Annotated in this window: 19 protein-coding genes and 1 pseudogene; 14 read left to right on the top strand and 6 right to left on the bottom strand. The window is 64.6% G+C overall.

Annotation, left to right across the window (positions count from 1 at the left end; all coding sequences use genetic code 11):
* Position 1: 1 nt before the first annotated feature.
* Positions 2–1474, bottom strand: coding sequence for an MATE family efflux transporter (locus tag NKJ91_RS17245; RefSeq protein WP_352456546.1), 1473 nt, complete (start codon positions 1472–1474; stop codon positions 2–4).
* Between the two features lie 192 nt (positions 1475–1666).
* Between NKJ91_RS17245 and NKJ91_RS17240 the strand changes: the two genes are divergently transcribed.
* Complete coding sequence (locus tag NKJ91_RS17240) at positions 1667–2455, top strand: L,D-transpeptidase (RefSeq protein ID WP_023676737.1); 789 nt, start codon at positions 1667–1669, stop codon at positions 2453–2455.
* Positions 2456–2601: 146 nt separating this feature from the next.
* On the opposite strand, the gene NKJ91_RS17235 is transcribed toward NKJ91_RS17240, so the two are convergent.
* Entirely contained in the window at positions 2602–4080 is a 1479-nt protein-coding gene (locus NKJ91_RS17235; protein WP_023676736.1) for an esterase-like activity of phytase family protein, read from the bottom strand.
* Between the two features lie 247 nt (positions 4081–4327).
* Between NKJ91_RS17235 and NKJ91_RS17230 the strand changes: the two genes are divergently transcribed.
* Genes NKJ91_RS17230 through NKJ91_RS17205 form a run of 6 tightly spaced genes read left to right on the top strand, consistent with a single transcriptional unit; the run spans position 4328 to position 10820 of the window.
* A complete protein-coding gene (locus tag NKJ91_RS17230; RefSeq protein WP_023676734.1) occupies positions 4328–5317 on the top strand; it encodes a sugar phosphate isomerase/epimerase family protein in 990 nt (329 codons plus the stop codon).
* 40 nt (positions 5318–5357) lie between these two features.
* Complete coding sequence (locus NKJ91_RS17225) at positions 5358–6416, top strand: sugar ABC transporter substrate-binding protein (protein ID WP_352456545.1); 1059 nt, start codon at positions 5358–5360, stop codon at positions 6414–6416.
* Positions 6417–6472: 56 nt separating this feature from the next.
* Positions 6473–8005, top strand: coding sequence for a sugar ABC transporter ATP-binding protein (locus tag NKJ91_RS17220; protein ID WP_352456544.1), 1533 nt, complete (start codon positions 6473–6475; stop codon positions 8003–8005).
* A gap of 16 nt (positions 8006–8021) precedes the next feature.
* Positions 8022–8999, top strand: a complete 978-nt coding sequence (locus NKJ91_RS17215) for an ABC transporter permease (RefSeq protein WP_352456543.1) — start codon at positions 8022–8024, stop codon at positions 8997–8999.
* A complete protein-coding gene (locus tag NKJ91_RS17210) occupies positions 8996–9871 on the top strand; it encodes a MurR/RpiR family transcriptional regulator (RefSeq protein ID WP_023721163.1) in 876 nt (291 codons plus the stop codon). Before NKJ91_RS17215 ends, NKJ91_RS17210 begins: the two co-directional genes overlap by 4 nt.
* A gap of 31 nt (positions 9872–9902) precedes the next feature.
* The gene (locus NKJ91_RS17205) at positions 9903–10820 is read left to right on the top strand and encodes a ribokinase (protein WP_352456542.1); all 918 of its coding nucleotides are present in this window, start codon (positions 9903–9905) and stop codon (positions 10818–10820) included.
* 10 nt (positions 10821–10830) lie between these two features.
* Here the strand turns inward: NKJ91_RS17205 and NKJ91_RS17200 are convergent, their stop codons facing one another.
* A complete protein-coding gene (locus tag NKJ91_RS17200; protein ID WP_352456541.1) occupies positions 10831–11856 on the bottom strand; it encodes a LacI family DNA-binding transcriptional regulator in 1026 nt (341 codons plus the stop codon).
* Positions 11857–12052: 196 nt separating this feature from the next.
* On the opposite strand from NKJ91_RS17200, the gene NKJ91_RS17195 reads away from it, so the two are divergent.
* From NKJ91_RS17195 to NKJ91_RS17175, 5 genes are all read left to right on the top strand, one after another.
* Positions 12053–13087 carry a Gfo/Idh/MocA family protein gene (locus NKJ91_RS17195; RefSeq protein WP_352456540.1) on the top strand — a complete coding sequence of 345 codons (1035 nt, stop codon included), beginning with the start codon at positions 12053–12055 and terminating at the stop codon, positions 13085–13087.
* Complete coding sequence (locus NKJ91_RS17190; protein WP_502896708.1) at positions 13087–13992, top strand: sugar phosphate isomerase/epimerase family protein; 906 nt, start codon at positions 13087–13089, stop codon at positions 13990–13992. The genes NKJ91_RS17195 and NKJ91_RS17190 overlap by 1 nt, the downstream gene beginning before the upstream one ends.
* A 107-nt stretch (positions 13993–14099) precedes the next feature.
* Positions 14100–15113, top strand: a complete 1014-nt coding sequence (locus NKJ91_RS17185) for a substrate-binding domain-containing protein (protein WP_352456538.1) — start codon at positions 14100–14102, stop codon at positions 15111–15113.
* Positions 15114–15198: 85 nt separating this feature from the next.
* Complete coding sequence (locus NKJ91_RS17180; RefSeq protein ID WP_352456537.1) at positions 15199–15996, top strand: ATP-binding cassette domain-containing protein; 798 nt, start codon at positions 15199–15201, stop codon at positions 15994–15996.
* Positions 15993–17042: an ABC transporter permease gene (locus NKJ91_RS17175; protein WP_352456536.1), complete on the top strand. Its 1050-nt coding sequence runs from the start codon at positions 15993–15995 to the stop codon at positions 17040–17042. The genes NKJ91_RS17180 and NKJ91_RS17175 overlap by 4 nt, the downstream gene beginning before the upstream one ends.
* A gap of 111 nt (positions 17043–17153) precedes the next feature.
* Here the strand turns inward: NKJ91_RS17175 and NKJ91_RS17170 are convergent, their stop codons facing one another.
* Positions 17154–18092: a Bug family tripartite tricarboxylate transporter substrate binding protein gene (locus tag NKJ91_RS17170; RefSeq protein ID WP_352456535.1), complete on the bottom strand. Its 939-nt coding sequence runs from the start codon at positions 18090–18092 to the stop codon at positions 17154–17156.
* A gap of 190 nt (positions 18093–18282) precedes the next feature.
* Between NKJ91_RS17170 and NKJ91_RS17165 the strand changes: the two are divergent.
* Positions 18283–18528 (top strand): annotated as a pseudogene (locus NKJ91_RS17165) (helix-turn-helix domain-containing protein); the annotation flags it as partial.
* Positions 18529–18583: 55 nt separating this feature from the next.
* On the opposite strand, the gene NKJ91_RS17160 reads toward NKJ91_RS17165, so the two are convergent.
* The gene (locus NKJ91_RS17160) at positions 18584–21307 is read right to left on the bottom strand and encodes an ATP-dependent helicase (RefSeq protein WP_352456534.1); all 2724 of its coding nucleotides are present in this window, start codon (positions 21305–21307) and stop codon (positions 18584–18586) included.
* 252 nt (positions 21308–21559) lie between these two features.
* Between NKJ91_RS17160 and NKJ91_RS17155 the strand changes: the two genes are divergently transcribed.
* Complete coding sequence (locus NKJ91_RS17155) at positions 21560–23872, top strand: glucose/quinate/shikimate family membrane-bound PQQ-dependent dehydrogenase (RefSeq protein WP_352456533.1); 2313 nt, start codon at positions 21560–21562, stop codon at positions 23870–23872.
* 10 nt (positions 23873–23882) lie between these two features.
* Here the strand turns inward: NKJ91_RS17155 and NKJ91_RS17150 are convergent, their stop codons facing one another.
* Complete coding sequence (locus NKJ91_RS17150) at positions 23883–24314, bottom strand: hypothetical protein (RefSeq protein WP_352456532.1); 432 nt, start codon at positions 24312–24314, stop codon at positions 23883–23885.
* Positions 24315–24318: the final 4 nt, after the last annotated feature.

The raw sequence follows: 24318 nt of genomic DNA, 5'->3' as shown, positions 1-24318 counted from the left end.
TTCAGCCGTTCGGTGTCTCGGGCGAAAGGTGCGCGCGCTGGCGCGGTACGCCGAGGCCGGTATCCGGCGGTTCGCCGGCAGCCGGCCGGCTCTCGATCATGTGCATGGAGCGCCAACGGCCGAAGCGATAATAGGCGGCAGCCAGCACGAGCGACGTTATCGAGCCGGCCGGAAAGCTCCACCACAAAGCTTCCTCGCCGATCACGCTTCGGAAGAAATAGGCGAAGCTGGTGCGCACCAGCAGCACCGAGATCACCAGGATGATCAGCGGCGGCATCACCGCGCCGGTGGCACGCACGGTGGCGAAGAGCACGATGGTGATGCCGAACAGGATGAAGGACCACGACGCGATCTTGTTGATGTGAGTGGCGATCTCGATTGCTGCACTGTCGCTGCCAAGGAAGAGGCTGAGCACCGCGCGATCGAATACGAACAGCAGCGCGACGAGCATGCCGGTGAGCACAAGGTTGAAGCCGACGCCGGAGGCGGCGATGCGTCCAATCCGGTCCCAGCGCCTGGCGCCGACATTTTGCGCCGCCATGGACGACACCGCGGCGCCGATGGCGAGCGCCGGCATCTGGATATAGGTCCAGAGCTGTGCGGCTATGCCGTAGGCAGCCGCGACCTGCGAGCCGTACGAGTTGACCATGCCCATCACCGTCAGCGCCGCGGCCGAAACGACGATCATCTGCAGGCCCATCGGCACGCCCTTGAAGACGACAATGCGCAGCAGCGCCGGGTCCGGCCGCAGCAGAACGAGATTGGCGCCGGCCAGCCGAAGCGGGTGCTTGCGCGCATAAAGCACGATCAGGATGGCAACCACGCTTACCGTCTGGCCGATCAGCGTCGACGCGGCCGAGCCGGCGATGCCGAGTTCGGGGAACGGGCCGATGCCGAGGATGAGCAACGGGTTCAAAACGACGTCGAGCACGACGGCCAGCGCCATGAACAGGAAAGGCGTGCGCGAATCGCCGGCGCCGCGCAGCACCGTCATGACGAAGGACAGCAGGTTCATCATCGGCACGGCGAGGAAGATGATGCGCAGATAGGAGCGCGCCAGCGGCAACGCATCGGCCGGCGTGCCGAGCGCATCGAGGATCGCATCGACCCAGATCCAGCCGCAGACCGCGAACACCACCGAGACGAGGAAGAAGAAGGTGGCGCTGGTTCCGACGATGCGCCGGGCTTCGGGCAGGTCACGAGCGCCGACGGATTGTGCGACCAGGATGGTCGCCGCCATGCCGATGCCGAAGACGGTGCCGAGGATGAGAAACAGCACGAGGTTGGCATTGGACGTGGCGGTCAGCGCCGCTTCACCGAGGAAACGGCCGACCCACACGGCATTGATCGAGCCGTTGAGCGACTGCAGCACATTGGAGCCGAGCACCGGCAGGGCAAACAGCAAAAGGGTGCGCGGGATAGGCCCACTGGTGAGGTCGCCGGTCTGCCGGCGCGGGGGCATGTTGTCGTCCATGGCAGGCAACTCGGCGAAGGCTTGTCTGAGTCCGCAATGATTGCCGATTTAACGGGAGAGGTCGATGCGGCGCTGTAAATTCCGCCTGGCGTGCCTTGATCTAAGCATTTCTCAAACCTTTCGGAATCGTATATTGATCCCGCACGCGTGGGGCCGCATTTTCCTGGATCTCATCGGTAAGCCGGGGGGCTCATGTCCGATATTCCGTTGTTTTTTGAGCGCCTGAACCGGCGCGCCTTTCTTGGTGCATCCGCTCTGGGCGCGGCCTCCGTGGCTCTTTCGTCGTGCACCACGACGGACGTGGCGGCGCCGCCGGTGCCCGCGGCACCAAGCGATCCGGCTCTCGGCGATGCCGCAAGCATGTATGCCGCGCGCATCGACGAGGGCTATCAACTGCCGGCAATTCCGGTAGCCAAGGTCGATCCGAAATTCGTGCGTCAAATCGTGGCCGACCCGACTGGAGAAAAACCCGGCACGATCGTCGTCGATACTTCCGAGCACTTCCTCTATCTGGTGCGCGACGGCGGCAAGGCAATTCGCTATGGCGTCAGCCTCGGCAAGGCCGGTTTCGGATGGACCGGCAGCGCCGTGGTTCAGGCGAGAAAGAAGTGGCCGGTCTGGACGCCGCCGCCGGAAATGATCCAACGCCGGCCGGAACTGGCGAAATACAAGGACGGCATGCCGCCCGGCCCGCAGAGCCCGCTTGGTGCCCGCGCGCTGTATCTCTTCCGTGACGGCAAGGACACGATGTACAGGCTGCACGGCACGCCGGAGTGGGATTCCATCGGGAAGAACGCTTCCTCCGGCTGTGTGCGCTTCATGAATCAGGACATTATCGACCTCTACAGCCGCGTCGACGGCGTCGTGCCGGTCTTCGTGCGCCCGAACCTGTCGGCCGCCGGGAAGATCGCCGCCGTGTCAAACAGGACGGCCGAGCCGATCGATGCAGGCGTGCCAAGGGACGCGGAGATGTTGAGGTAAGTGCCTTCGACTGGATCGTCAGTCGCAGGTTTTGCGATGCTTAGGACACCGTCTTTTCGCGGGCGAGCCGCAACTGAAGGGGCACGACCGTTCAATCGCGCCAGCTCAGGCGGACGCGTTCGGCGCCTCCGCCTGTATGGCTGCCGCTACTTCCCGGTGAGGCCTGGGAGCGTGACCTGATAGACCAGGAACATGGTGTCGACATCGGCGCCATCCTCGGCCTTGTAGGCCGCGCCGACCTGGAAGCCGTCCTGCGTGAGGAAGTCATTGTCATTGGCGACGAACAGGAAATAGTCGTCGGGCAGCTTTGGATCGAGGACGCTCACCACCGACATCGCCTCCCATTTCTCCGAAAGGTTGTTGCGGTCGTTGGGCGCGCCATTGTGCAACCCGAAGCGGCCGAGCTCGCTCTTGTCGTTGATGTCGATGAACGGCGTCAGCTTGGCCGGCGTCACCGATGGATCGAGCTCACCCTTGGGCGCCAGCGGCTTGTCCTTGTCGAACTCTGTGCCGGCGATGTCGGTTGCCGCCGACACATCGACGACGCTGATCTCGCGATGGAGCGAGGTGTCGCCCTTCAGCCCCTGGCCGTTGCCGCTGTCGCGCGCCAGCATCAGGAAGGTCTTGTCCGACAGCGCCACGATTTCACTCTGCGCGGCGATCTTGGTTTTGCCCTTGGCATCGGTGAACACCGGCAGCGGCACGACATATTCATGCGCGAGCTTGAGCTGGCCGGGATCCGAGGCATCGTAGACCAGCACGCGCGTGTTCTGGCGCGTCGAGGCGGAATCGCCGCCATCCTGCCTTGGGGCCGACTGCAGCACGGCAATCAGGAACTTCCCGTCCGGCGTCAGCGCCATGCCTTCGAGGCCCTGGTTGTTCTGACGGCCGGTTTCGGGATCCTTCGGATCTGGGTCTGCCGCGCCAGGTCCCGGATTGTTGGAAGCAAAGTTTGGCGTCCCGTGACGCATCGGGACAAGCGCCGCCGGCGGCTGCGTTGCCGACATCAGACGCCCATCGGCGGAGAAGCGGTAGATGTTCGGACCGTATTCGTCCGAGATGAACATCGTGCCGTCGGGCAGCCGTGCGATCGCTTCGTTATCGAGCGCGAGCTTGCCGTTGGCTTCGGGCAGGATCGGCATGTCGTCGGTCGCGGCACGCACGCCGTTGAGCGGATCGAGCCCGGTTGCGTCGGCGCCCTTGTCGTCGGTCAAAAGCATGGTGTCGGCAAGCGTCGCCCTGAGGCCCGACTGTTCCTGGCCGGCGGCTGGCACTGCACCCGGCGTGATCGGAGCGAACTCGATGGCAATCGTGTTGAGGCGCGGCCGGTAGTCGGTAGTACCGACGACATTGTAGCCGCGATCCGGCAACAGCCACAACGAGCCCTTGTAGCCGTCGGCGCCATGCGTCCAGCCGGCAGCATCGATCGACATGCCTGAGCCGGAGCCAAACGTCTCGCCGAACTTGTCCTTCTGGCTGGCCGGGATGCGGCCGACGCCGACCAGGCCCTTGTTGACGAAGCTGACGCCGCCGACGGTCGCGGAGTTTTCTGCCAGGGCCGGAGTCAAGGCGGTGAACATCGCCAGCGCGACAGCGAGGGACGCGGTTCGGTGCAGGTTTTTCATGGATATCCTCTTTGAGACAAAGCTGCCGGGGCCCGAAAAAGCGCCGCGTCGCATCGAGGATGCCGCGAAAGCCTTCGGAGAAGCGATCTAGGACGCGAACATGATACTTGCGTGACAGTGCCGCGCTTGCTTTGACCCTTGTGGTCGCAACTGGCCTGGACATGCGAATCCGTCGCCGCCGAGAGTGCAATTAACAACTTTACAAATTATCGTTCTTATGTGAAGTTATGACGATGAAAGGCCACCGATGACAGTCTGTCGTTTCGCCACCCGCCTCAATTCCTTTGCCTCGCGGCCACAGGCCGAGTGGCCCGATCTTGTCGGCAAACCGTCCATGCTGCAAATGGCGGCACGTGCGGCGAAGGTTGCGGAGTTGACCGATCTCGACCTCAACTTTCCCGACCATGTCGATGAAAAGCCTGCGGAAATGGCGCGCAAACTCCGCGATCTCGGGCTTTCCATCAATGGTTTCGCCATGCGCTACTACTCCAACCCGGCCTTCAAGCTCGGCGCCTTCACCAATCCGGATCCGGCCGTTCGCCGCGAGGCCATCGACATGACCAAGGCCGGGATCGACGCCGCGCGCGAGGCTGGCGCCAGCCTGATGACGCTGTGGCTCGGGCAGGATGGCTTCGATTATGCTTTCCAGGCCGATTATGCGACGCTCTGGCAACACGAAATCGATGGAATTCGTGAAGTTGCGGCGCATGACCCCGATTGCCAGATCAGCCTTGAATACAAACCCAACGAGCCGCGCTCCTACAGCCTGATGCCCGATGCGGCGACGACGTTGCTGGCGATCCGCGAGATCGGCCTGCCCAATCTCGGCGTGACGCTCGATTTCGCCCATGTGCTCTACGCCGACGAGCAGCCGGCTTTCGCCGCTGCGCTCGTGGCACGGCACAGCAAGCTGCTCGGCGTGCACCTCAACGATGGCTATGCCAAGCGCGACGACGGCTTGATGGTCGGGGCCGTGCATACGCTGCAGACGATCGAGCTGCTGCGCCAGATCCGCCGCAACGGCTACGCCGGCGCCATCTACTTCGACACGTTTCCCGATATGACCGGGCTCGACCCGGTCCACGAATGCGAAGTCAACATCGCGACCGTCAAGCGCATGCTGCGCGTCGTCGATCGGCTGGACGGGGACAACCGCATGTTAGCCGCCGTCGACCGTCAGGACGCGATCGCGTCGCAAGCCATTATCCAGGAAGCCATGCTCGGCCCGGACAGCTGAGGCCCGGCCGCATATTCCGTTCAACAAGGGAGGAAGGACCATGAAATTTCTGCTTGCCACCGCTACCGCTGGCCTGATGGCGCTGTCCATCGGCTCGGTGTTTTCCGCAGACCTCGCGCCGCTCAATTCCGACACCGAGAAGGATCGCATCGACTGGTCGCAGCTCGAGGCCAAGTTCGGGGCCTTCCCCAAGCTGCCCGAGGGTACCAAGGCGGGTGCGGTCTCCAAGACGCTGACCAATGAATACTGGCGCTCGCTGGGAGAGGGCTACAAGTCGTTCGGCGACCGCACCGGCGTGCCCGTCGTCTACCAGGCGGCGCAGAGCGAGGGCGACCAGCTCGGCCAGCTCACCATCGCCGAAGGCCTGGTCACGCAAGGCTACAACGTGCTGCTCGTTTCGCCGCAGACCGACTCCAACCTGCAGCCGATCATGGAACAGGCCAAGGCAGCCAATGTGCCGGTGGTCAACGTCAACGACGCGGTCATCCCGCAGGCCGAGCACTATGTCGGCAATGTCCAGCGCGACAACGGCGTGCGCGTCGCCAAATGGTTCATCAAGAACCGGCCGGATGGCGGCAAGGTCGCCATCGTCGAAGGCCAGGCCGGCGTCTACGCCGCCGTCCAGCGCACCGACGGCTTCAAGACCACCATCACCGAAGCCGGCAAGTTCGACGTCGTCGCCAGCGTCCCCGGTAACTGGGATCGCCAGACCTCCTACGACGCGGCCACCAACATCCTGCAGCAGCACCCCGATCTGATCGGCTTCTATGCCAACAATGACGGCATGGCGCTGGGCATCGTCGAAGCGGTCAAGGCCGCCGGCCTAAAGGACAAGGTCGCCGTGTTCGGCACCGACGGGATTTCCGACGCCTACGCCTCGATCCGCGCCGGCGAGCTGACCGGCACCGTCGATTCGTTCCCGGTGCTGACCGGCGAGGTGGCGCTGGAATCGGCGCTGCGACTGGTGGCCGGGCAGAAGCTGCCGCGCGTCGTCGCCACGCCGCAGGCGCTGATCACCAAGGACAATGCCGACCGCTACTCCGGCGCCGGCGACGCCGTGCGCAAGGCGCTGCTCGAGGACGCGGCAGCGGGCCAGTAGAGCAGGGCCGGCGGGTGCCGGCCTTGGGTCGGCACCTTGCCTGGAGAACCGAAGCAATGTCAGTCATCTCCCGGCTGCAATTCTCGGGCATTTCCAAGGTGTTTCCGGCCGTGCGGGCGCTGAGCGATGTGTCCTTTTCGGTCGGCGCCGGCGAGATCCATGGCCTGCTCGGTGAAAACGGCGCCGGCAAATCGACGCTGCTGCGCATCCTGTCAGGCGTCTACCGGCCGACGGCGGGAAGCGTGCTGATCGACGGCAAACCGGTGACGCTGAACAACCCGGTCGCGGCGCGCGCCGCCGGCGTGGCGATGATCCATCAGGAATTACAGCAGGTGCCACGCCTCAGCGTCGCCCAGAACATGTTTCTCGGCCATCCGTTGACGCGCGGCGGCGTCTTCGTCGCACGGCGCGAGCAGGAAAGCCGCGCTGCGGAAGCCCTGGCCGCCATCGACCCGACCATCGATCCGGCAGCCCCGCTTGGCAGCCTGAAGGTGGCGCAGCGGCAGATCGTCGAGATCGCCCGGGCGCTGCTCGACCGCGCCAGGATCGTGGCGATGGACGAGCCGACGTCGAGCCTCACGCCGAGCGAGTTCGAACGGCTGGCGGAAGTCATTGCCGGTCTGGCACGCGACGGTGTCGCCGTCGTTTATGTCTCGCACAAGCTGGACGAGGTGTTCGGCATCTGCGAGCGCGCCACTGTCATGCGCGACGGCGTTGTGGTCGAAACCGTCGATCTCGCGCAGATGTCCGAAAAGGCCGTCGTTTCGATGATGGTCGGCCGCGAGCTTGCCCAGGAACAACACCGCTCGCATGCTTCCCCCGAGATCAGGCTGAGCGTGCGTGGCCTCGCCTCGGCAACCAAGGTCCGTGACGTTTCGTTCGACCTGCATCGCGGCGAGGTGTTGGGCATTGCCGGCCTGGTCGGGTCCGGCCGCACCGAACTGCTGCGGCTGCTGGCCGGCGCCGACCGGGCCTCATCAGGCGCAATAGAGATCGACGGCAAGGCGGTAAAGCTTTCCAGTCCGCGCGACGCGATCGCGGCCGGCATCGGCCTGGTGCCGGAGGAGCGCAAGCGCGAAGGCATCGTGCCGTTGCGGTCGATCTCCAGCAACATGGCGCTGGCCTCGATGGGCGTGTTCGCGCCGCGCGTCCTCATCGACCATCGCCGGCTGAAGCGCGTGACAGCCGAGAAGATGAAGCGGGTCAATCTCAGGCCGTTCCTGCTCGACCGGCCGATCCGCCTGTTCAGCGGCGGCAACCAGCAGAAAGCGATCATCGGCCGCTGGCTGGCGGCGGGAACGCGGATCCTTCTGTTCGACGAGCCGACGCGCGGCATCGATGTCGGCGCCAAGGCGGAGATCTACCACCTGATCGAGGAACTCGCCGCCGAAGGCCATTCGGTAATCGTCGTGTCGTCCGAACTCCCCGAGGTGATCCGGCTCGCCGACCGCGTGCTGGTCATGCGCGACGGCACGGTCGCCGCCGAACTGGGCCGCGCAAGTCTCAGCGAACAGGCGATCGCCGCGCACGCCATACCCCAAACGGAGATTGAGGCCGGCAAGGCGCAAGGCCGTCGGGCCGGTGCATAACGGACAGGACCAGCGGATGACCGATATAACCCAACACACAGCAGCGCGCCCAAGGGCAGATTTCCTGCACCGGTTTTCCGTGCGCGACGCCGGCACGCTGATCGGACTGGTGGTGATCCTCGCCGTCTTCGGTGCACTGGTCCCCGGCTTCTTTGCCGAGCGTAACCTGATCAACATCCTGCAGCAATCGAGCATCAATGCCTGCCTGGCGTTGGGCATGACGCTGGTCATCATCTCGGGCGGCATCGACCTGTCCGTCGGGCCGACGGCAGCCCTTTCGGCGGTCATCTCGGCCTCGATGCTGGTTGCCGGCGTGCCGTTTCCGCTGGCCATCGCCGCCGGCTTCGCCATCGGCCTCGCCTGCGGACTGCTCAACGGCGTGCTGGTTGCCTATGTCGGGCTGCAGCCCTTCATCGTCACGCTGGGAACGCTCAGCACCTACCGGGCGCTGGCGCTGATCTATACCGGCGGCAATCCGGTGCTCGGCCTGCCTGCCGGCTTCCGTGCCATCTTCAACGGCTCGCTGTTCGGATTGCCGTTGGCGGTCATCATCGTGGCCGTGGTCGCGCTGATTGCCTGGATCATCCTCAAGAAGACGCCGTTTGGCGAATATCTGCTCGCCGTCGGCGGCAATGAGGAGGCGGCCTACATAGCCGGCGTGCCGATCGCCCGCACCAAGATCGCCGCCTATATGATCTCGGGCCTGCTGGCAGCGCTTGCAGCGCAGATCCTGATCGGCCGGCTGGGTGCGGCCGAACCCATTCTCGGCAATCTCTGGGAGCTCGACGCCATAGCAGCGGCGGCGATCGGCGGTGCCTCGCTGATGGGCGGCAAGGGCAGCGTCGTCGGCACCATCCTGGGTGCCGTCATCCTTGGCAGCATGCGCAACGGCCTGACGCTGATGAACGTGCAGTCCTTCTATCAGCTCCTGGCAACTGGCCTTATAATCCTCGCCGCGATGCTTATCGATCGCGTGACGAGGGGACGTGGATGACCTTGACCGGGCTGGACCTGAAAGCGGTAGGACCGCGCATTCGCATGATGATGCCGCATCTGACGCCGCTCGAGGCGAAGGTGGTTGAAACGGTCTTCGGACGGCGCGGCTTCGACGAGACCATACCGCTCAAGCAGATCGCCGAGGAGGCCGGTGTCTCGGAGGCGATGGTGGTCAAGATCGCCAAGAAGCTGGGTTTTTCCGGCTATCGCGACTTTCGCACGGCGGTCTATGAATACAGCCGCCTGCCGACCGCCGAGATGCATCAGGAGCTGTCGGTGGACGACAGTTCGGCCGAGATCGTGCAGAAGGTGTTCCGCACCTCCATCCAGGCGCTGGAGGAGACGCTGGCGATCCTCGACATGGACGATTTCGACCGTGCCGCCGATCTGCTTTACCGCGCCAGGAATCGCGATTTCTACGGCGTCGGCGGCTCGGCGCAGATCGCACGCGACGTTTCGCACAAATTCCTGCGCATCGGCATCCGCACCTCCGTTTACGACGATTCGCACATGATGCTGATGTCGGCCTCGCTGCTCGGCGCCGACGACATTGCTGTCGGCTTCTCGCATTCCGGCAACACGAGCGCCGTCATCGACGCCATCCAACTTGCGCGCAAAAGCGGCGCGCGCACGCTGGCCATCACCAACTATGACAACTCGCCATTGGCAGCCGTCGCCGACATCGTGCTTTGCTCGACCGCCCAAGGCTCGCCGTTGATGGGTGAGAACGCAGCGGCGCGCATTGCCCAGCTCAACATTCTCGACGCGCTGTTCGTCGCGGTCGCGCAACGCGACTACCAGGCGGCGGAGCGCAATCTCGGCCGCACCATGTCTGCGGTGACGTCGAAACGGAAAGATAAGAACTCATGAAAGGCAAGCGGCTCATGAAGGTCTGGGGCACATGACGGCTCCTCCGCCGCTGGTGACCGTATTCGGCAGCCTGCATTACGATATCATCGTCGAAGCCCCCGATCGCCCACGCAAGGGCGAAACGGTCACCGGCCATGCCTGGCATCCGAAATGCGGCGGCAAGGGCGGCAACCAGGCGGTGTCGGCAGCGCGGGCCGGCGTGCGTGCGGCGATGATCGGAGCTGTCGGCGACGATGATTTCGGCCGCGCGCTTCTCGACAATCTCGATCGCAACGGCGTCGACCAGCGCTTCGTGGGAGTGGCTTCGGGCGCCGGCTCGGGCATGAGCGTGGCGATTTTCGACGACAGCGGCGACTATGGCGCGGTGATCGTCTCGGGGAGCAATCTCACTCTCGGCGAAAAGGACATTGCGGAGGCGGCCGAGCTGATCGCGCAAACGGCGGTTCTGCTGCTGCAAAACGAGGTGCCGGAAGCCGCCAATATCGCCGCGGCGCGAGCGGTGAAGGCGTATGGCGGCCGCGTCGTTCTCAATGCGGCGCCGGCGCGAAAGCTGTCAGCCGAACTGGTCGCACTGACCGATATCGTCATCGTCAATGCCATCGAGGCGGAATTCCTGGCCGGCGTTGCGGTCGTCGACACGCTCGAGGGGGCTGCGAAGGCGGCCGGTATGCTCGTCGGTTCCTATCCGGCCGCGATCGTCACGGCAGGCGGCGAGGGCGTTGCCTATCGCGACCGTGGCGGCCAGGCGTTCGCACTGCCTGCGATGCCGGTGAAGGTCATCAGCACCCACGGTGCCGGCGATGAATTCGTCGGCGCCTTTGCGGCGTGGCTTGCGCGTGGAGAGCCCGTCGAGGCGGCACTTGCCGCCGCCAATGCCGCCGCTGCCTCGCTGGTCGCAACGCCGGAGCGCGAGCGCGGGGGTCTTGTTCAATCTGAGCCTGCTCAGTGACCGCCGCGATTCAATCGCTGTCGCGCGCGATCAGTTCCAGCGGCCAGACTTCACGGATGATGCGTGCGCCTTCGGCGCCGGCGTAAGCCGGGATCGATGCCAGCAGCATTTCGGCCAACCGCTCGCCCATCGGCTCCAGCGCCGGTCGGAAGCCGGTCAGCGCCGGCGAAAAATAGCGGCAAAGCGGCGTGTCGACGATGACGATCACCGCAACGTCGTGGCCGGGCTTGATGCCCGCCTCGGCCAGAGCCTTGCAGCCGCCAAGCGCCATCGCATCATTGTTGAAGATGATGGCGGTCGGCGGGTCCTTGGAGCGCATGACCTTCGGCGTCACCGCGTAGCCGCCGGCCTCGTTGATGAAGCCGTCGGCGATCAGTTCGGGGTCGAACTCGATGCCGTGCCGCCGCAACGCCTTGCGATAGCCGGCGAGGAACAGATAGCCGAAATTGAGGTCGAGCGACGGGCGGACGGCGGCGATGCGGCGGTGACCGCGCGCGACGAGACGATCGACCGCGTCAGCCCCGGCTTTTTCGAAATCGAGGTCGAGCGAGGGATAGGAATCGCCGCCGGAGCGGCTGCGGCCGAGCGTCGCGAACGGGAAACCGGCCTGGGTCAGATAGTCGATGCGCCCGTCCTCGCGCCGCGTCCAGGCCAGCACCACCGCATCGGCCCGCCGCGTCTCGACGACACGGCGCAGGCGCTCCTGCTGATAGTCGCCCGGCGCGCCCATCACTACGATCAGGTCAAGGCCGCTTTCGGCGAGCTTGGCCTGCAACCCGGTCAGGAACGGAATGAAGAACGGCTCGCCATATTCCTGGTCGCCCGGATGCGGCTGCAGCATGAAGGCGATCGAATGGGTGGCGCCGCGCCGCAGGCTGCGGCCGGACTGGTTCGGTGAATAGTTCAGCTTCTTGGCCGCATCGAGCACGCGCTGGCGCGTGTCGGCATTGACGTCGGCGCGGCCGTTGAGCGCGCGCGACACCGTGCCGATGGAAATATTCAGGTGACGCGCAAGGTCGTGAATACTGGACGCCAAAGGACAGTTCTCCCCCTTGCTTGGCTAGCACCGGCCGCTCTTCAGGCCAAGCCGGCATCACGTTTTTCGCCATCGGCCAATTGACATTCTACGCCATCGGGTGTGTTCTCGTAAACGTTTACGGAAGAAACGTTTGCGGCCCTGCCGTGAACGCCGTGACGATCGGTCTGGAGGGGCCGAGAGGGAGGAGTGCTGGATGATCAATGTCGTCCTGGTCGGCTGCGGCGCGATGAGCAAAGCCTGGCTCGATGCAGCCAAGCAGATCGACGGGCTCGCCATTGTCGGCCTGGTTGATCTCGACGCCGAAAGGGCGCGGGCAAGGGCGCGCGAATACGAGCTTTCCGGCGCCGTCATCGGAACCGACCTCGACGCCGTGCTCGACCAGACCAGGCCCGACGCGGTGTTCGACGTGGTGGTTCCCGCCGCCCGCCGCGAGGTCGCGCTTTCCGCCTTTGCCCACCATTGCCATCTCTTGACCGAAAAGCCGCTGGCCGACAGCCCGGACAATGCGCGTGCCATTGTCGAGGCGGCCCGCAGCGCCGGCCGCATCCATGCCGTCGTGCAGAACCGCCGCTATGTCGCCAACGTCAGGCGCATCCGGCGCTTTCTCGATTCCGGCGCCATTGGTGCGCCAACCAGCATCCACGCCGATTTCTTCGTTGCGCCGCATTTCGGCGGTTTTCGCGAAGAGATGCGCCATGTGCTGCTGCTCGATATGGCGATCCACACATTCGATGCAGCCCGCTACATGGTGGCCGGCGAACCGGCCGGCGTCTATTGCCAGGAGTGGGAGCCGGCCAACTCCTGGTATCGGCAAGGGTCGTCGGCAACCGCAAGCTTCGACCTCGGCGGCGGCAAGCTGTTCACCTATGCCGGCAGCTGGTGCGCGGCCGGCTTCCGTACCAGCTGGGACAGTACATGGCGGATCGTCGCCGAGCGCGGCAGCATTGTCTGGGACGGCGCGGACGGGTTGAAGGCGGAAGTCGTGCGGCCGGTCCGTGAAGGCCTGTTCGACCGCACCGAACCGATAGCCGTGCCGCCGCTCGACCCGGCAGATCGCGTCGGCGGCCATCTCGGCATCATCCAGGATTTCGTCCGCGCCGCCGAGACCGGCACCGCGCCGGAGACGCGCGGCGCCGACAACATCAAGAGCCTGTCCATGGTTTTCGCTGCGATCGAGAGCGCCGAAACCGGGCGCCGGGTCGCTATCGCCTCACAGGAAGGATCATGATGCCAAACCCGCTGCTCGACATCAGGATCGGCACCATGGTGCGCGCCAACCTCGACGACCCGGCCGCCTATGTCAGGCAGATCCTGCCGCTCGGATTCGAGAGCATCCAGCCGTTCTTCTGGCAGACGCTGGGCGGCAAGGACATTCCGCGGCTGGCGGGCGAGATCCGCGAGGCGATCGGCGATGCCGATGTCATCGTCTCGTCGATCGGCGTGTTCGGCAATCCGCTGGAGAGCGGCGAGATCGATCGCGGCGTGCTCGAGGCGTGGGAAACGATCATCGACAACGCGCATCTGTTCGGCACCAATGTGGTCAGCGGCTTCACCGGTCGCATCCGCGGCAAGCCGCTGCCCGACAGCCTGCCGCGCTTCCGCGAGGTCTGGGGGAAGCTGGCAAAGCGGGCCGCCGACAAGGGCGTGCGCATCGCCTTCGAGAACTGCGCGATGGACGGCAACTGGGCCAGCGGCGACTGGAACATCGCCCACAATCCGGACGCCTGGGAGCTGATGTTCAACGAATTGCCGGACGACAATCTCGGCCTGGAGTGGGAGCCCTGCCACCAGCTGGTCTATCTGATCGATCCGATCCCGCAGATCCGCAAATGGGCGCAGCGTATCTTCCACGTCCACGGCAAGGACGCGACGGTGCGCTGGGACGTGATCCGCGAACATGGCGTGTTCGGCCGCCTGCCGTTCGTGCAGATGCGCACCCCTGGCTTCGGCGATAGCGACTGGACGCGGGTGATCAGCGAGCTGCGGCTGGTCGGCTACAAGGGCGCCATCGACATCGAGGGCTGGCACGACCCGGTCTATCGCGGCGATCTCGAGATCACCGGCCAGGCGCGTGCGCTGGATTATCTCCAACAATGCCGGGGAGGCGCGAGCTACCTGCCGAACCCGGTGTGAGAAGTTTCGGCCGGCGGGAGGTGCCGGCCAGCGAAAGATTGCGGCGCAATGCCGAAGCGATCGTCGAAACCCCTCGGCTAGCGAGGGAACAAAGGGAGGATAAGTGCATGAGCATTACGATGAGAAGGACAGTTCTGCGCTCGACCGTCGCGGCAGCCGCGATGGCGCTCGCCGCCGCACTCTCGACCTTGCCGGCGCAGGCGCTCGATGCCCAGTGGTGCAAGGATGTCCATATCCGTTTCTTCGTCGGCGGGGCGGAGGGCGATGCCTTCGGCACGATCGTCTATAATGGCGCCAAGCAGGCGGCGGCCGATCTCGGGCCGAAAGTCGACTACATCTTTTCCCAGTGGGATGTCGAGAAGATGGTGCAGCAATTGCGCGAGGCTGTCGCGGTCAAGCCCCAAGGCATCGCCATGATGGGCCACCCCGGCGACGCCGCGATCATGCCGTTGGCCGAACAGGCGCACAAGGACGGCATCAAGATAATGTACCAGAACGTGCCGGTGCCGACGGTCACGGCGGCGTTCGGCGGCGGCTATGTCGGTGCCCAGCAGGAGCAGCAGGGCCGCGCGCTTGGCGCCGAGGCGGTCAAGCTGGCCGGGCTCAAGGCCGGCGACAAGGCAATCATGATCGGCCCGTTCGAGAACGAGAGCCGCGGCGCGCGAGAACGCGGCACTGTCGCTGCCCTCAAGGAAGCGGGCGTCGAGGTCATACAACTCTCCTCGCCACCGAGCGGCGAATGGGCTTCCGACCCAAATCTGGCCCTTCCGGTGATCACCGCGGCACTGCTCAACAATCCCGACGTCAAGGCGGTTGGCTATCCCGGCGGACAGATGCTGGGCAACGTCCCGACTTACATGCAGGCGGCGGGCAGGAAGCCGGGCGATATCTTCAACTTCGGCTTCGACACCAGCCCGCAGATCGTCGAGGGCTTCAAGGGCGGCTGGGTGCAGCTGACGGCCGACCAGCAGCCGTTCCTGCAAGGCTATCTGCCGATCCTCAGCCTCTGCCAGCAGGTAGTGCTCGGCCTTGCGCCGATGAATGTCGATACCGGCGCCGGCTTCGTCACGCCGCAGAATTACGAGATCGTCGCCGAGCTCGCCAAGCAGGCGTTGCGCTGACCTCCCAAGCCGTCGGCCGGGATCGAGCCCGGCCGGCGGGACCGCCGGCGAAAAGGCCGGCACGCGACATCAAGCGAGGATCGCCATGGCCGAACGCATCATCGAACTGCGCGACATCAGCAAGTCCTACGGCCAGGTCTATGCGCTGGGCGGTGTCAATCTCAGCGTCGATCGCGGCGAGGTGGTCGGTCTGATCGGCGACAATGGCGCCGGCAAGTCGACGCTGATCAAGATCCTGTCCGGCGTGGTCAAACCGACCAGCGGCGAGATTCTCGTCCGCGGCAAGCCGGTGACCGGATGGAGCCCTGCGCGCTCGCGCGACGCCGGCATCGAAACGGTGTTCCAGGACCGGGCGCTCGCCGTGCAGCAGACGATCGTGCGCAATATCTTCATGGGCCGCGAGCTCACCGGCTGGCTTGGCTGGCTGAAGGTCAACAAGGAGATTGCGGAGGCGAGCCGGCTGATGCGCGAGATCGGCTTCACCTCGAAAGTGTTCACGCCACAGTCGATCGTCGGCCAGCTCTCGGGCGGCGAACGCCAGGGCGTGGCGATCGCGCGGGCCATCTATAAGAAGGCGGAGCTGATAGTCCTCGACGAACCGACGACCGCGCTATCGCTGACCGAGACCGCCAAGGTCTTCCACTTCGTGCGCCAGGTGCGGGCGAGCGGTCGCTCGATCCTGTTCATCGGCCACAACATCCACCACGTCTTCGATATCGCCGATCGCTTCGTGGTGCTGGACCGCGGCAAGGTCGCGCTCAGCGCCGACCGCAGCGAGGTCAAATCGGCCGAGGACCTGATCAATTTCATGGAAGACGTCGCCCACCCCAGCGGATTGCCGGGGTTGCACGACGCGGGCGATGCGGAGAGGGCGGCACGATGAGCAAGACCATGGAACCCGATCTGCAGAGCCCCCTCGGCGGCACGCATAATGAGGCCGCCGGGAAAGAGTGGAGACACCCGTCCGACAACTGGCTGCGCGGGTTCATCCTCGACAACCGCGCCGCGCTCGGCACGCTTGCCGTGTTCATCGTCATGATGGCGGTGTTCATGATCGCCAACCCGATCGTGTTCACCACCTGGTATCTTTACAGCTCCGTGCTGACCACGCTGCCGGTGGCGCTGTTCGTGGTGGTGCCGCTGGTCTTCGTCGTCACCTGCGGCGAGATCGACCTGTCGTTTCCGGCGACGATGGGCTTTGCCTCATGGGTCTTCGCGCTGGTCGTGCAGGCCGGCTACGACCCGTTCCTCGGCATCGCCGCCGCAATGGTCACCGGCATGCTGCTCGGCTTCCTGGTCGGCTCGCTGGTCGTCTATGGCGGGCTGTCGTCGCTGATCGCCACGCTCGGCATGAACTTCCTGCTGCGCGGCCTGATCCAGATCATCAACGAGGGCAGGTCGACGGCGCTGACCGGCCTTGCCGACAGCTGGGCCTACAAGATCTTCTCCAGCCAGGTTTACGGCATTCCGGTGCAGATCTTCTGGGCCATCGCCTTCGTCGTGCTGTCGGCGCTGCTCTACAACCGCCATCGCTTCGGCGCGCAGGTCAAGGTGGTCGGCGACAATCCCGACAGCGCCCAGCAGATGGGTATCGACGTCAAGCGCGTCAGGGTGAAGGTGTTCGTCTTCGTCGGCATCGGCGCGGCAATCGCCGGCACGTTCTCGGTGATGATCAACTTCACCTGGTGGCCGACGGCGGGCGACGGATACCTGCTGCCGGTGCTGGCATCGGTGTTCGTCGGCGGCACTCCGACCTGGGGCGGCATCGGCACCGTCGTCGGCGGCGCGATCGGCGCGGTCACCGTCTCCTTCATCCAGACCGGCGTCGTCGCGGCGGGCCTGAGCGGCTTCTACGTCCAGTTCTTCAACGGCCTGATCATCATCCTGTCGCTGCTCGGCCATAAGTGGAACCAGGCGCGGTATCGCTAGTGGTATCGACCTAACATAAGAGTCCGGCTTGGGATTCCCTTTCTGGCGCATGCGCACAGGAATATCCTTCGTTGCGCGAATTATGCAGACACCTCATCAGGCCGTTCCCTATTAGGGCTTGACACTGGCGGCTTTCATGAGTCGCGCCGTAGCTTCACTCTCGCTTTCCACGAAACGCACAAACTCGGGCTGCGTCATGCTCATTGGCTCGCCTCCGTGTTTAGCGATCCACTCGCGCAGGTCCGGTCCAGTGAGCACGCGCCCGATGTCGTTCGAAAGCTTCTCAACCACGCCGGTCGGAGAGCCAGCCGGCGCCCACATTCCATACCAGATCGGGAAGTCGAAGCTGACGACGCTCGCCTCCGCGATTGTCGGTACCTCCGGGAGCAAGGTCGAGCGCCGAGCGGTACTCACGCCTAGCGCAACGAGTGTGCCGTCGTGAATGTGGGGCAGGGCAAGAGAGATTGGCACCAAATAGTAAGTGAAGCGCATCGCTATCGCGTTGGCGATCGTATCGGCGTTCGAATCATTCGGCGAGGGAGGCACATGCAGCGCCTTGATTCCCGCCGCTTGATTGAATTTCTCGACTCCAACATGTGTGCCGGTGCCTATACCGGTGGATCCAAATTTGAGCTCACCTGGCTTCGCCCTCGCCGCCGCAATGAGTCCGCCGACGGTGGTGACACCAGTCGCCTTGCCTGCCACGAGTACGTAGGCTTGCCTCGTGAGCGGAATGATCGGAATGAAATCCTTCAACGGGTCATACGGGAGGTCTTTCAAGAGCGCCGCACTGTATGCCTGAGCGTTGGTGTTTATCAGCAGCGTGTAGCCGTCGGCCGGTGACTTCGCGACCTGGGCAGGGCCCGCAGTGGCTCCCGCACCTGGGATGTTCTCCACTGTCACCGGTTGGCCCCACAGCTCAGAAAGCTTCGGGGCCAGGGCGCGGGCCAACAGATCAGGCCCGCCGCCCGCCCCGAACGGCTCAATGATGCGTACCGGCTTGGCCGGATAGTCTCGTGCGGACGCGGCCAGATTTGTTGCGCTTCTCATCGTGTCCTCATGTGCCTCGGCACAGCCAACGAGAAATAGCAAAGAGCAACGCAATTGATCGAAGCGTCAGTCCCATAAGATTTCTCCTTGTGTGACTCAAAAAGCTACCTACTGGTATCGGCCCAACATAGCCTAACATAAGAATCCGGCTTGGGATTCCCTTCGGCGAAAGCGAATGCGAGTCTGGCGCGTGCGCACAGGAATATCCTTCACCGTTTCGCCGACCGATCGCCAGCGACTGATGGCTGTCGTAAAAGACCGCAATGCGCCGCAAAAGCATGTTTGGCGCGCCGAAATCATCCTGTTGAGCGCCAACGGCGTCGGCACCGTCGAGACCATGCGGCAGACCGGCAAGTCCAAGACCTGCGTGTGGCGCTGGCAGGAACGCTTTGCCGAGGAAGGCCTCGAAGGGCTGTTGCGCGACAAGACGCGACCTTGCAAGCGATTGTACCCTATTTGTTCTGGGGGTGCCAGACAATTTTCCACATGCCTCACACCCCGGTGACAAACCCGTCCAGCACGCGTTTCTGGCCGGCCTTGTCGAAGTCGATGGTCAGCTTGTTGCCTTCGATGGCGGAAATGTTGCCGTTGCCGAATTTCTGGTGGAAGACGCGGTCGCCGACGCTGAAGGGGGACGGCGTGTCGGCGACGGATTTGGCGACCAGCTCGCCGTCGATTGTGCGCCCCTTGACCGAGGTGCGGCCGGCGCCGTAGCCGGAGTCGGTTTCGCCGTAGCCGATGCGCTCGACCTGGTGGCCGGAGCGCGTGCCCCAATTGCGGTCGGTCGCCTCGGTGCGGTTGGCTTGAGCACGCTGCCAGCCCGGCGTCGCATAGGTGCTGGAGAAAGCGCCGGATTTCTCGGCGCCGTTATTGCCGCCGATGTTGTCGAAGCGCGATGCTCCATAGGGGTTCTGCCTGCCTGCCCCTTGGCCGCCACGACCGGAGGCGAACGAGCCGCCACCATAGGCATTGCCGTAGCCGCCATAGGAGTTGCCGCTCTCGGAAACTTCGACATGGGCTTCCGGCAGTTCGTCGAGGAAGCGCGACGGGATGGTTGACTGCCAGAGGCCGTGGATGCGGCGGTTGGAGACGAACCAGATGTGCAGGTTCTTCTTGGCGCGGGTCAGGCCGACATAGGCGAGGCGGCGTTCCTCCTCCAGCCCGGAGCGGCCACCCTCGTCGAGGGAACGCTGGTGCGGAAAAAGACCTTCCTCCCAACCAGGGAGAAAAACGGTTTCGAATTCGAGGCCCTTGGCCGAATGCAGCGTCATGATGTTGACGGCGTCGAGCTCGGCGTTCTGCTCGGCGTCCATCACCAGCGCGACATGTTCGAGGAAGGAGCGCAGCGATTCATACTCCTCCATGGAGCGGATCAACTCCTTGAGGTTCTCGAGGCGGCCGGGCGCTTCAACCGAGCGGTCGTTCTTCCACATGTCGGTGTAGCCGCTCTCCTCCAGAATGGTCTCGGCGAGCTCGGTGTGCGGCGTGGTTTCCAGCGCCTTCTGCCAGCGCTCGAAATTGGCCGATACCTCGCGCAGTGCGGCGCGCGGCTTCGGCTTCAGCTCGTCGCTTTCGGCGAGTTTTGCCGCCGCCTCCAACATCGGGATGCGCAGCGCCCGTGCGGTGTCGTGGATCTGGCGGATGGTGGCCTCGCCAAGGCCGCGCTTCGGCACGTTGACGATGCGCTCGAAGGCGAGGTCGTCGGCGCCTTGTGCGACGACGCGGAAGAAGGCCAGCGCATCGCGGATTTCGAGGCGCTCGTAGAAGCGCGGGCCGCCAATGACGCGGTAGTTGAGGCCGAGCGTGACGAAGCGGTCCTCGAATTCGCGCATCTGGAAGGACGCGCGGACGAGGATCGCCATGTCGTTGAGATTGTGCTTCTGGCGCTGGTAGGCCTCGATGGTCTCGCCGACGGCGCGGGCCTCCTCTTCGGAATCCCAGGCGGCATGGACATGCACCTTCTCGTCGTCCTCGGCGATCTTTTCGGTGAACAGCGTCTTGCCGAAGCGGCCCTCATTGTGGGCGATGAGGTGGGAGGCGGTGCCGAGGATGTGCGCGGTCGAGCGATAGTTGCGCTCCAGCCGGATGATGGTGGCGCCGGGAAAATCCTTGTCGAAGCGCAGGATGTTGTCGACCTCGGCGCCGCGCCAGCCATAGATCGACTGGTCGTCGTCGCCGACGCAGCAGATATTTACGGTGGACAGGCGCGGGCTTTCCTCCCCCTTGAGGGGAGGGTGGCCGGGCGAAGCCCGGTCGGGTGGGGTCCGTGCGGCAGTGCTCGACCTACCGGCGGCAGTGCTCGACGCTCTAGCGGTGCCTTCTGCGGCAACCCCCTCCGCCCGCTTCGCGGGCACCTCCCCCTCAAGGGGGGAGGATTGCGGCCGCTGCGCCAGCAGCCGCAGCCACATGTACTGGGCGGTGTTGGTGTCCTGATACTCGTCAACGAGGATGTAGCGAAAGCGCTTGTGGTATTCCTTCAGCACGTCCGGATTGGCGCGGAAGATGCGGATCGGATGGCACAGGAGATCGCCGAAGTCGCAAGCGTTCAGCGTTTTCAGCCGCTCCTGATAGGCCTTGTAGAGCTCGCGGCCCTTGCCGTTGGCGAAGGCACGGGCATCGCCCTCGGGGATGTCGGCGGGGCCAAGGCCCTTGTTCTTCCAGCCGTCGATCATCTGGGCGAACTGCTTGGCCGGCCAGCGCTTGTCGTCCAGCCCTTCGGCCTGGATAAGCTGCTTGATCAGGCGCACCACGTCGTCGGTGTCGAGAATGGTGAAGTCGGATTTGAGCCCGGCCAGCTCGGCATGTCGGCGCAGCAGCTTCACTCCAATCGAGTGGAAGGTGCCGAGCCACGGCATGCCCTCGACATTGCCTTCGCCGATCAACAGGCCGATGCGCTGCTTCATCTCGCGCGCCGCCTTGTTGGTGAAGGTGACGGCGAGGATCTGCGAGGGGAAAGCCTTGCCGGTGGCAAGGATGTGGGCGATGCGGGTGGTCAGGACGCGCGTTTTGCCAGTGCCGGCGCCGGCCAGCACCAGCACCGGGCCTTCGGTGGTTTCCACCGCCAGCCGCTGCTCGGGGTTGAGGCCGTTGAGATAATCGGGCGCGTTGTTCTGGTTGCTGCGGGCAGCCATGGCGCGCGCGGCAATGCCCGACGGGGCCACGGGCCGCGCGTTCGGTTCGTCAAAAAAGGGCATGTCTTCCGAAAAGCCGGACATCTCCCCCCGAATGTAGTGATTCGGCAGCGAAAGGCCAGAAGTGTCTCCGTTTTGTTCTCTGTCCAGTCGGTAGACTCACAATCTGAATGGGTCTGCTAACCAAAACGCCGGGCTTGCGATGGGCCGGCACCGTAAAACGCCGAGCTTGCTTGACAGGGGAAGCGGGCCGGAGAAAGTTGCGTGGGGGCAGGAACGCAATGCGGGGTTGCCCATGGACGCGTCGCGGAGCGCACCAGTCGAAGGAGCACCGTCTTGGCTGTGGTCATCACCTCCCTGATCCTTTTCCTCATCGGCCTGGCGATTGGCGGCGGCGGCATCTGGCTCGTGACGCTGGGCGGCAGCTGGTACTACGTCATCGTCGGTCTAGCTTTCCTTGTCGCGGCCTGGCTGCTCTACAGGCGCAGATCCACGGCGCTGTGGCTCTACGCGGCGATCGTGCTCGGCACGCTCGCCTGGGCGGTCTGGGAGACCGGCTTCGACTGGTGGGAGCTCGGCCCGCGCGGCGGCATCATCGTGCTTGTCGCGCTATGGCTGTTGACGCCATGGGCGCGGCGCGGGCTTACCGGTCCCGACGGACGCGCGCCGCTGATCCTCGCCGTGCTGGCCTCGCTTGCGGTCGCCGGCTATTCGATGACGACCGATCCAAAGGATATTGCGGGTGAACTCAACACCGACAAGGTGACGCCGACGGCCGATCTCGGCGGCAACGTGCCGGCTGGCGAATGGCACTATTACGGTCGCACGCAATATGGCCAGCGCTATTCGCCGCTCGACCAGATCACCGCCGAAAACGTTGCCAATCTGCAGCCGGCCTGGACCTATCGCACCGGCGACGTGAAAGGGCCCGACGACATCGGCGAGACGACCTATCAGGTGACGCCGCTAAAAATCGGCGACACGCTCTACATCTGCACGCCGCATAATTTCGCCATCGCCATCGATGCCGCGAGCGGTAAGGAGAAATGGCGCTTCGATCCGCAGGTCAAGCTCAACAAGGACCGCCAGCACCAGACCTGCCGCGGCGTGTCCTATTATGCCGATGCCAAGGTCGCCGCCGGCCAGCCCTGCGCCACACGCATCTACCTGCCGACATCCGACGCCCGGCTGATCGCGCTCGATGCGGCGAATGGCCAGGTCTGCCCGACTTTCGCCGAAGGCGGCACGCTGAACCTGCTCGCCAACATGCCATATCCGAAGCCGGGCTATTATTATTCGACCTCGGCGCCGCTGATCGTCGCCAACAAGATCATCGTCGGCGGCGCGGTCAACGACAATTATTCGACGCAGGAGCCGTCCGGGGTCATCCGTGCCTACGATGCCGACACCGGCGCGCTGTTGTGGAATTGGGATTCCGGCAATCCGGATCAGACGACGCCGCTGCCGCCGGACCAGACCTACACCAACAACTCACCCAACATGTGGTCGACGGCGAGCGTCGACGAGAAGCTCGGGCTGCTTTATGTGCCGCTCGGCAACAAGACGCCGGACCAACTCGGTGCCGGACGCAGTGCCAATGACGAGAAATTCTCCTCTTCGATCACCGCGCTCGATCTCAACAGCGGACAATTGCGCTGGGTGCGGCAGACCGTGCACCACGATCTCTGGGACATGGACGTGCCGGCGCAGCCGACGCTGGTCGACATCACCACGGAAAGTGGCGTGGTGCCGGCGCTGGTCGGGCCGACCAAGCAGGGCGACCTCTATGTGCTCGACCGGCGCAGCGGCGAGCCGATCGTTCCGGTCAAGGAAGTGCCGGCGCCGGGCGGCGCGATCGAAGGCGACCATACCTCGCCGACGCAGCCGGTCTCGGACCTGAGCTTCAGTCCGAAACCGCTGACCGGCGCGGACATGTGGGGCATTACCATGTTCGACCAGTTGGCCTGCCGGATCGAGCTTCGGAAGTTGCGCTATGAGGGCCGCTATACGCCGCCGTCGCTGCAGGGCTCGCTGATCTACCCCGGCAATTTCGGCACCTTCAACTGGGGCGGCGTGGCAGTCGATCCGGTCCGGCAGGTGATGTTCGGCATGCCGACATACCTGGCGTTCATCTCCAAGCTGGTGCCGCGCGCCGACGTGCCGCCGCCCGGCGACACCAAGGGCAGCGAACAGGGCCTGAACCGCAATGACGGTGCGCCTTACGCAGTCATATTGAAGCCGTTCCTGTCGCCGCTCGGCATTCCCTGCCAGGCGCCGCCCTGGGGCTATGTGGCGGGTGCCGACCTTCGGACCGGAAAGATCGTCTACAAGCATCGCAACGGCACCGTCTACGACATGACGCCATTGCCGCTGCCATTCAAGGTCGGCGTGCCCGGCATTGGCGGGCCGATGATCACTGCCGGCGGCGTCGCCTTCCTCGGTGCGGCGGTCGATGACTATGTGCGCGCTTATGACCTGACAACCGGCAAACAGCTCTGGCAGGCGCGGCTGCCGGCGGGCGGGCAGTCGACACCGATGACCTACACGGTAGCCGACGGGCGCCAGTTGGTCGTCATCGTTGCCGGCGGCCACGGCTCGGTCGGTACCAAGCCGGGCGACTATGTGATGGCCTATACGCTGCCGAAATAGAGAAGTTCCTTCAGAGCCCGAGATGCCCTTTCAGGTCGGGTACCGATGCAAGTACCTCACTGGTCAGCTGCGGGCCGGCGGCTGTCTCGGCCTGCTGGACCAGCATCGTGCCGGCCTGGCTGATCTGTGCGAGCGTAAGGCCTGATGCCTTGAGTATGGCGACCCCGTTGATCAGCGCGCCGGTCTTTTCGCCGAGAGCGCCACCGAGCGCGCCCTCCAGCGAGGACAGGAGGCCACCACCGGAAGCCGCGCCGGGAGCCATGACATCATATTGCTTGGCCAGGGCGTCGGCTCCCGGGATCTTGGCGAAGAAGCTGGACAGAGTCGTGCCTTCCGCCTCGTGTTCGAGCACCAAGAAAATCGTGCCGGCGATCTTTTCCGTCAAAGCCTGGTTGAGACCGGATTTCTGGGAGACGGTGTTGATGATGTCCTGAACGTCCATGACC

The sequence above is a fragment of the Mesorhizobium sp. M0040 genome (assembly GCF_040323505.1).
Lineage (GTDB): Bacteria > Pseudomonadota > Alphaproteobacteria > Rhizobiales > Rhizobiaceae > Mesorhizobium.
This window is presented reverse-complemented; position numbering and strand designations above follow the sequence as displayed.

Coding starts and splice junctions, on each gene's coding strand:
- NKJ91_RS17245 (WP_352456546.1), bottom strand. CDS start 1,474: ATGGACGACAACATGCCCCCGCGCCGGCAGACCGGCGACCTCACCAGT.
- NKJ91_RS17240 (WP_023676737.1), top strand. CDS start 1,667: ATGTCCGATATTCCGTTGTTTTTTGAGCGCCTGAACCGGCGCGCCTTT.
- NKJ91_RS17235 (WP_023676736.1), bottom strand. CDS start 4,080: ATGAAAAACCTGCACCGAACCGCGTCCCTCGCTGTCGCGCTGGCGATG.
- NKJ91_RS17230 (WP_023676734.1), top strand. CDS start 4,328: ATGACAGTCTGTCGTTTCGCCACCCGCCTCAATTCCTTTGCCTCGCGG.
- NKJ91_RS17225 (WP_352456545.1), top strand. CDS start 5,358: ATGAAATTTCTGCTTGCCACCGCTACCGCTGGCCTGATGGCGCTGTCC.
- NKJ91_RS17220 (WP_352456544.1), top strand. CDS start 6,473: ATGTCAGTCATCTCCCGGCTGCAATTCTCGGGCATTTCCAAGGTGTTT.
- NKJ91_RS17215 (WP_352456543.1), top strand. CDS start 8,022: ATGACCGATATAACCCAACACACAGCAGCGCGCCCAAGGGCAGATTTC.
- NKJ91_RS17210 (WP_023721163.1), top strand. CDS start 8,996: ATGACCTTGACCGGGCTGGACCTGAAAGCGGTAGGACCGCGCATTCGC.
- NKJ91_RS17205 (WP_352456542.1), top strand. CDS start 9,903: ATGACGGCTCCTCCGCCGCTGGTGACCGTATTCGGCAGCCTGCATTAC.
- NKJ91_RS17195 (WP_352456540.1), top strand. CDS start 12,053: ATGATCAATGTCGTCCTGGTCGGCTGCGGCGCGATGAGCAAAGCCTGG.
- NKJ91_RS17190 (WP_502896708.1), top strand. CDS start 13,087: ATGCCAAACCCGCTGCTCGACATCAGGATCGGCACCATGGTGCGCGCC.
- NKJ91_RS17185 (WP_352456538.1), top strand. CDS start 14,100: ATGAGCATTACGATGAGAAGGACAGTTCTGCGCTCGACCGTCGCGGCA.
- NKJ91_RS17180 (WP_352456537.1), top strand. CDS start 15,199: ATGGCCGAACGCATCATCGAACTGCGCGACATCAGCAAGTCCTACGGC.
- NKJ91_RS17175 (WP_352456536.1), top strand. CDS start 15,993: ATGAGCAAGACCATGGAACCCGATCTGCAGAGCCCCCTCGGCGGCACG.
- NKJ91_RS17170 (WP_352456535.1), bottom strand. CDS start 18,092: ATGAGAAGCGCAACAAATCTGGCCGCGTCCGCACGAGACTATCCGGCC.
- NKJ91_RS17160 (WP_352456534.1), bottom strand. CDS start 21,307: ATGTCCGGCTTTTCGGAAGACATGCCCTTTTTTGACGAACCGAACGCG.
- NKJ91_RS17150 (WP_352456532.1), bottom strand. CDS start 24,314: ATGGACGTTCAGGACATCATCAACACCGTCTCCCAGAAATCCGGTCTC.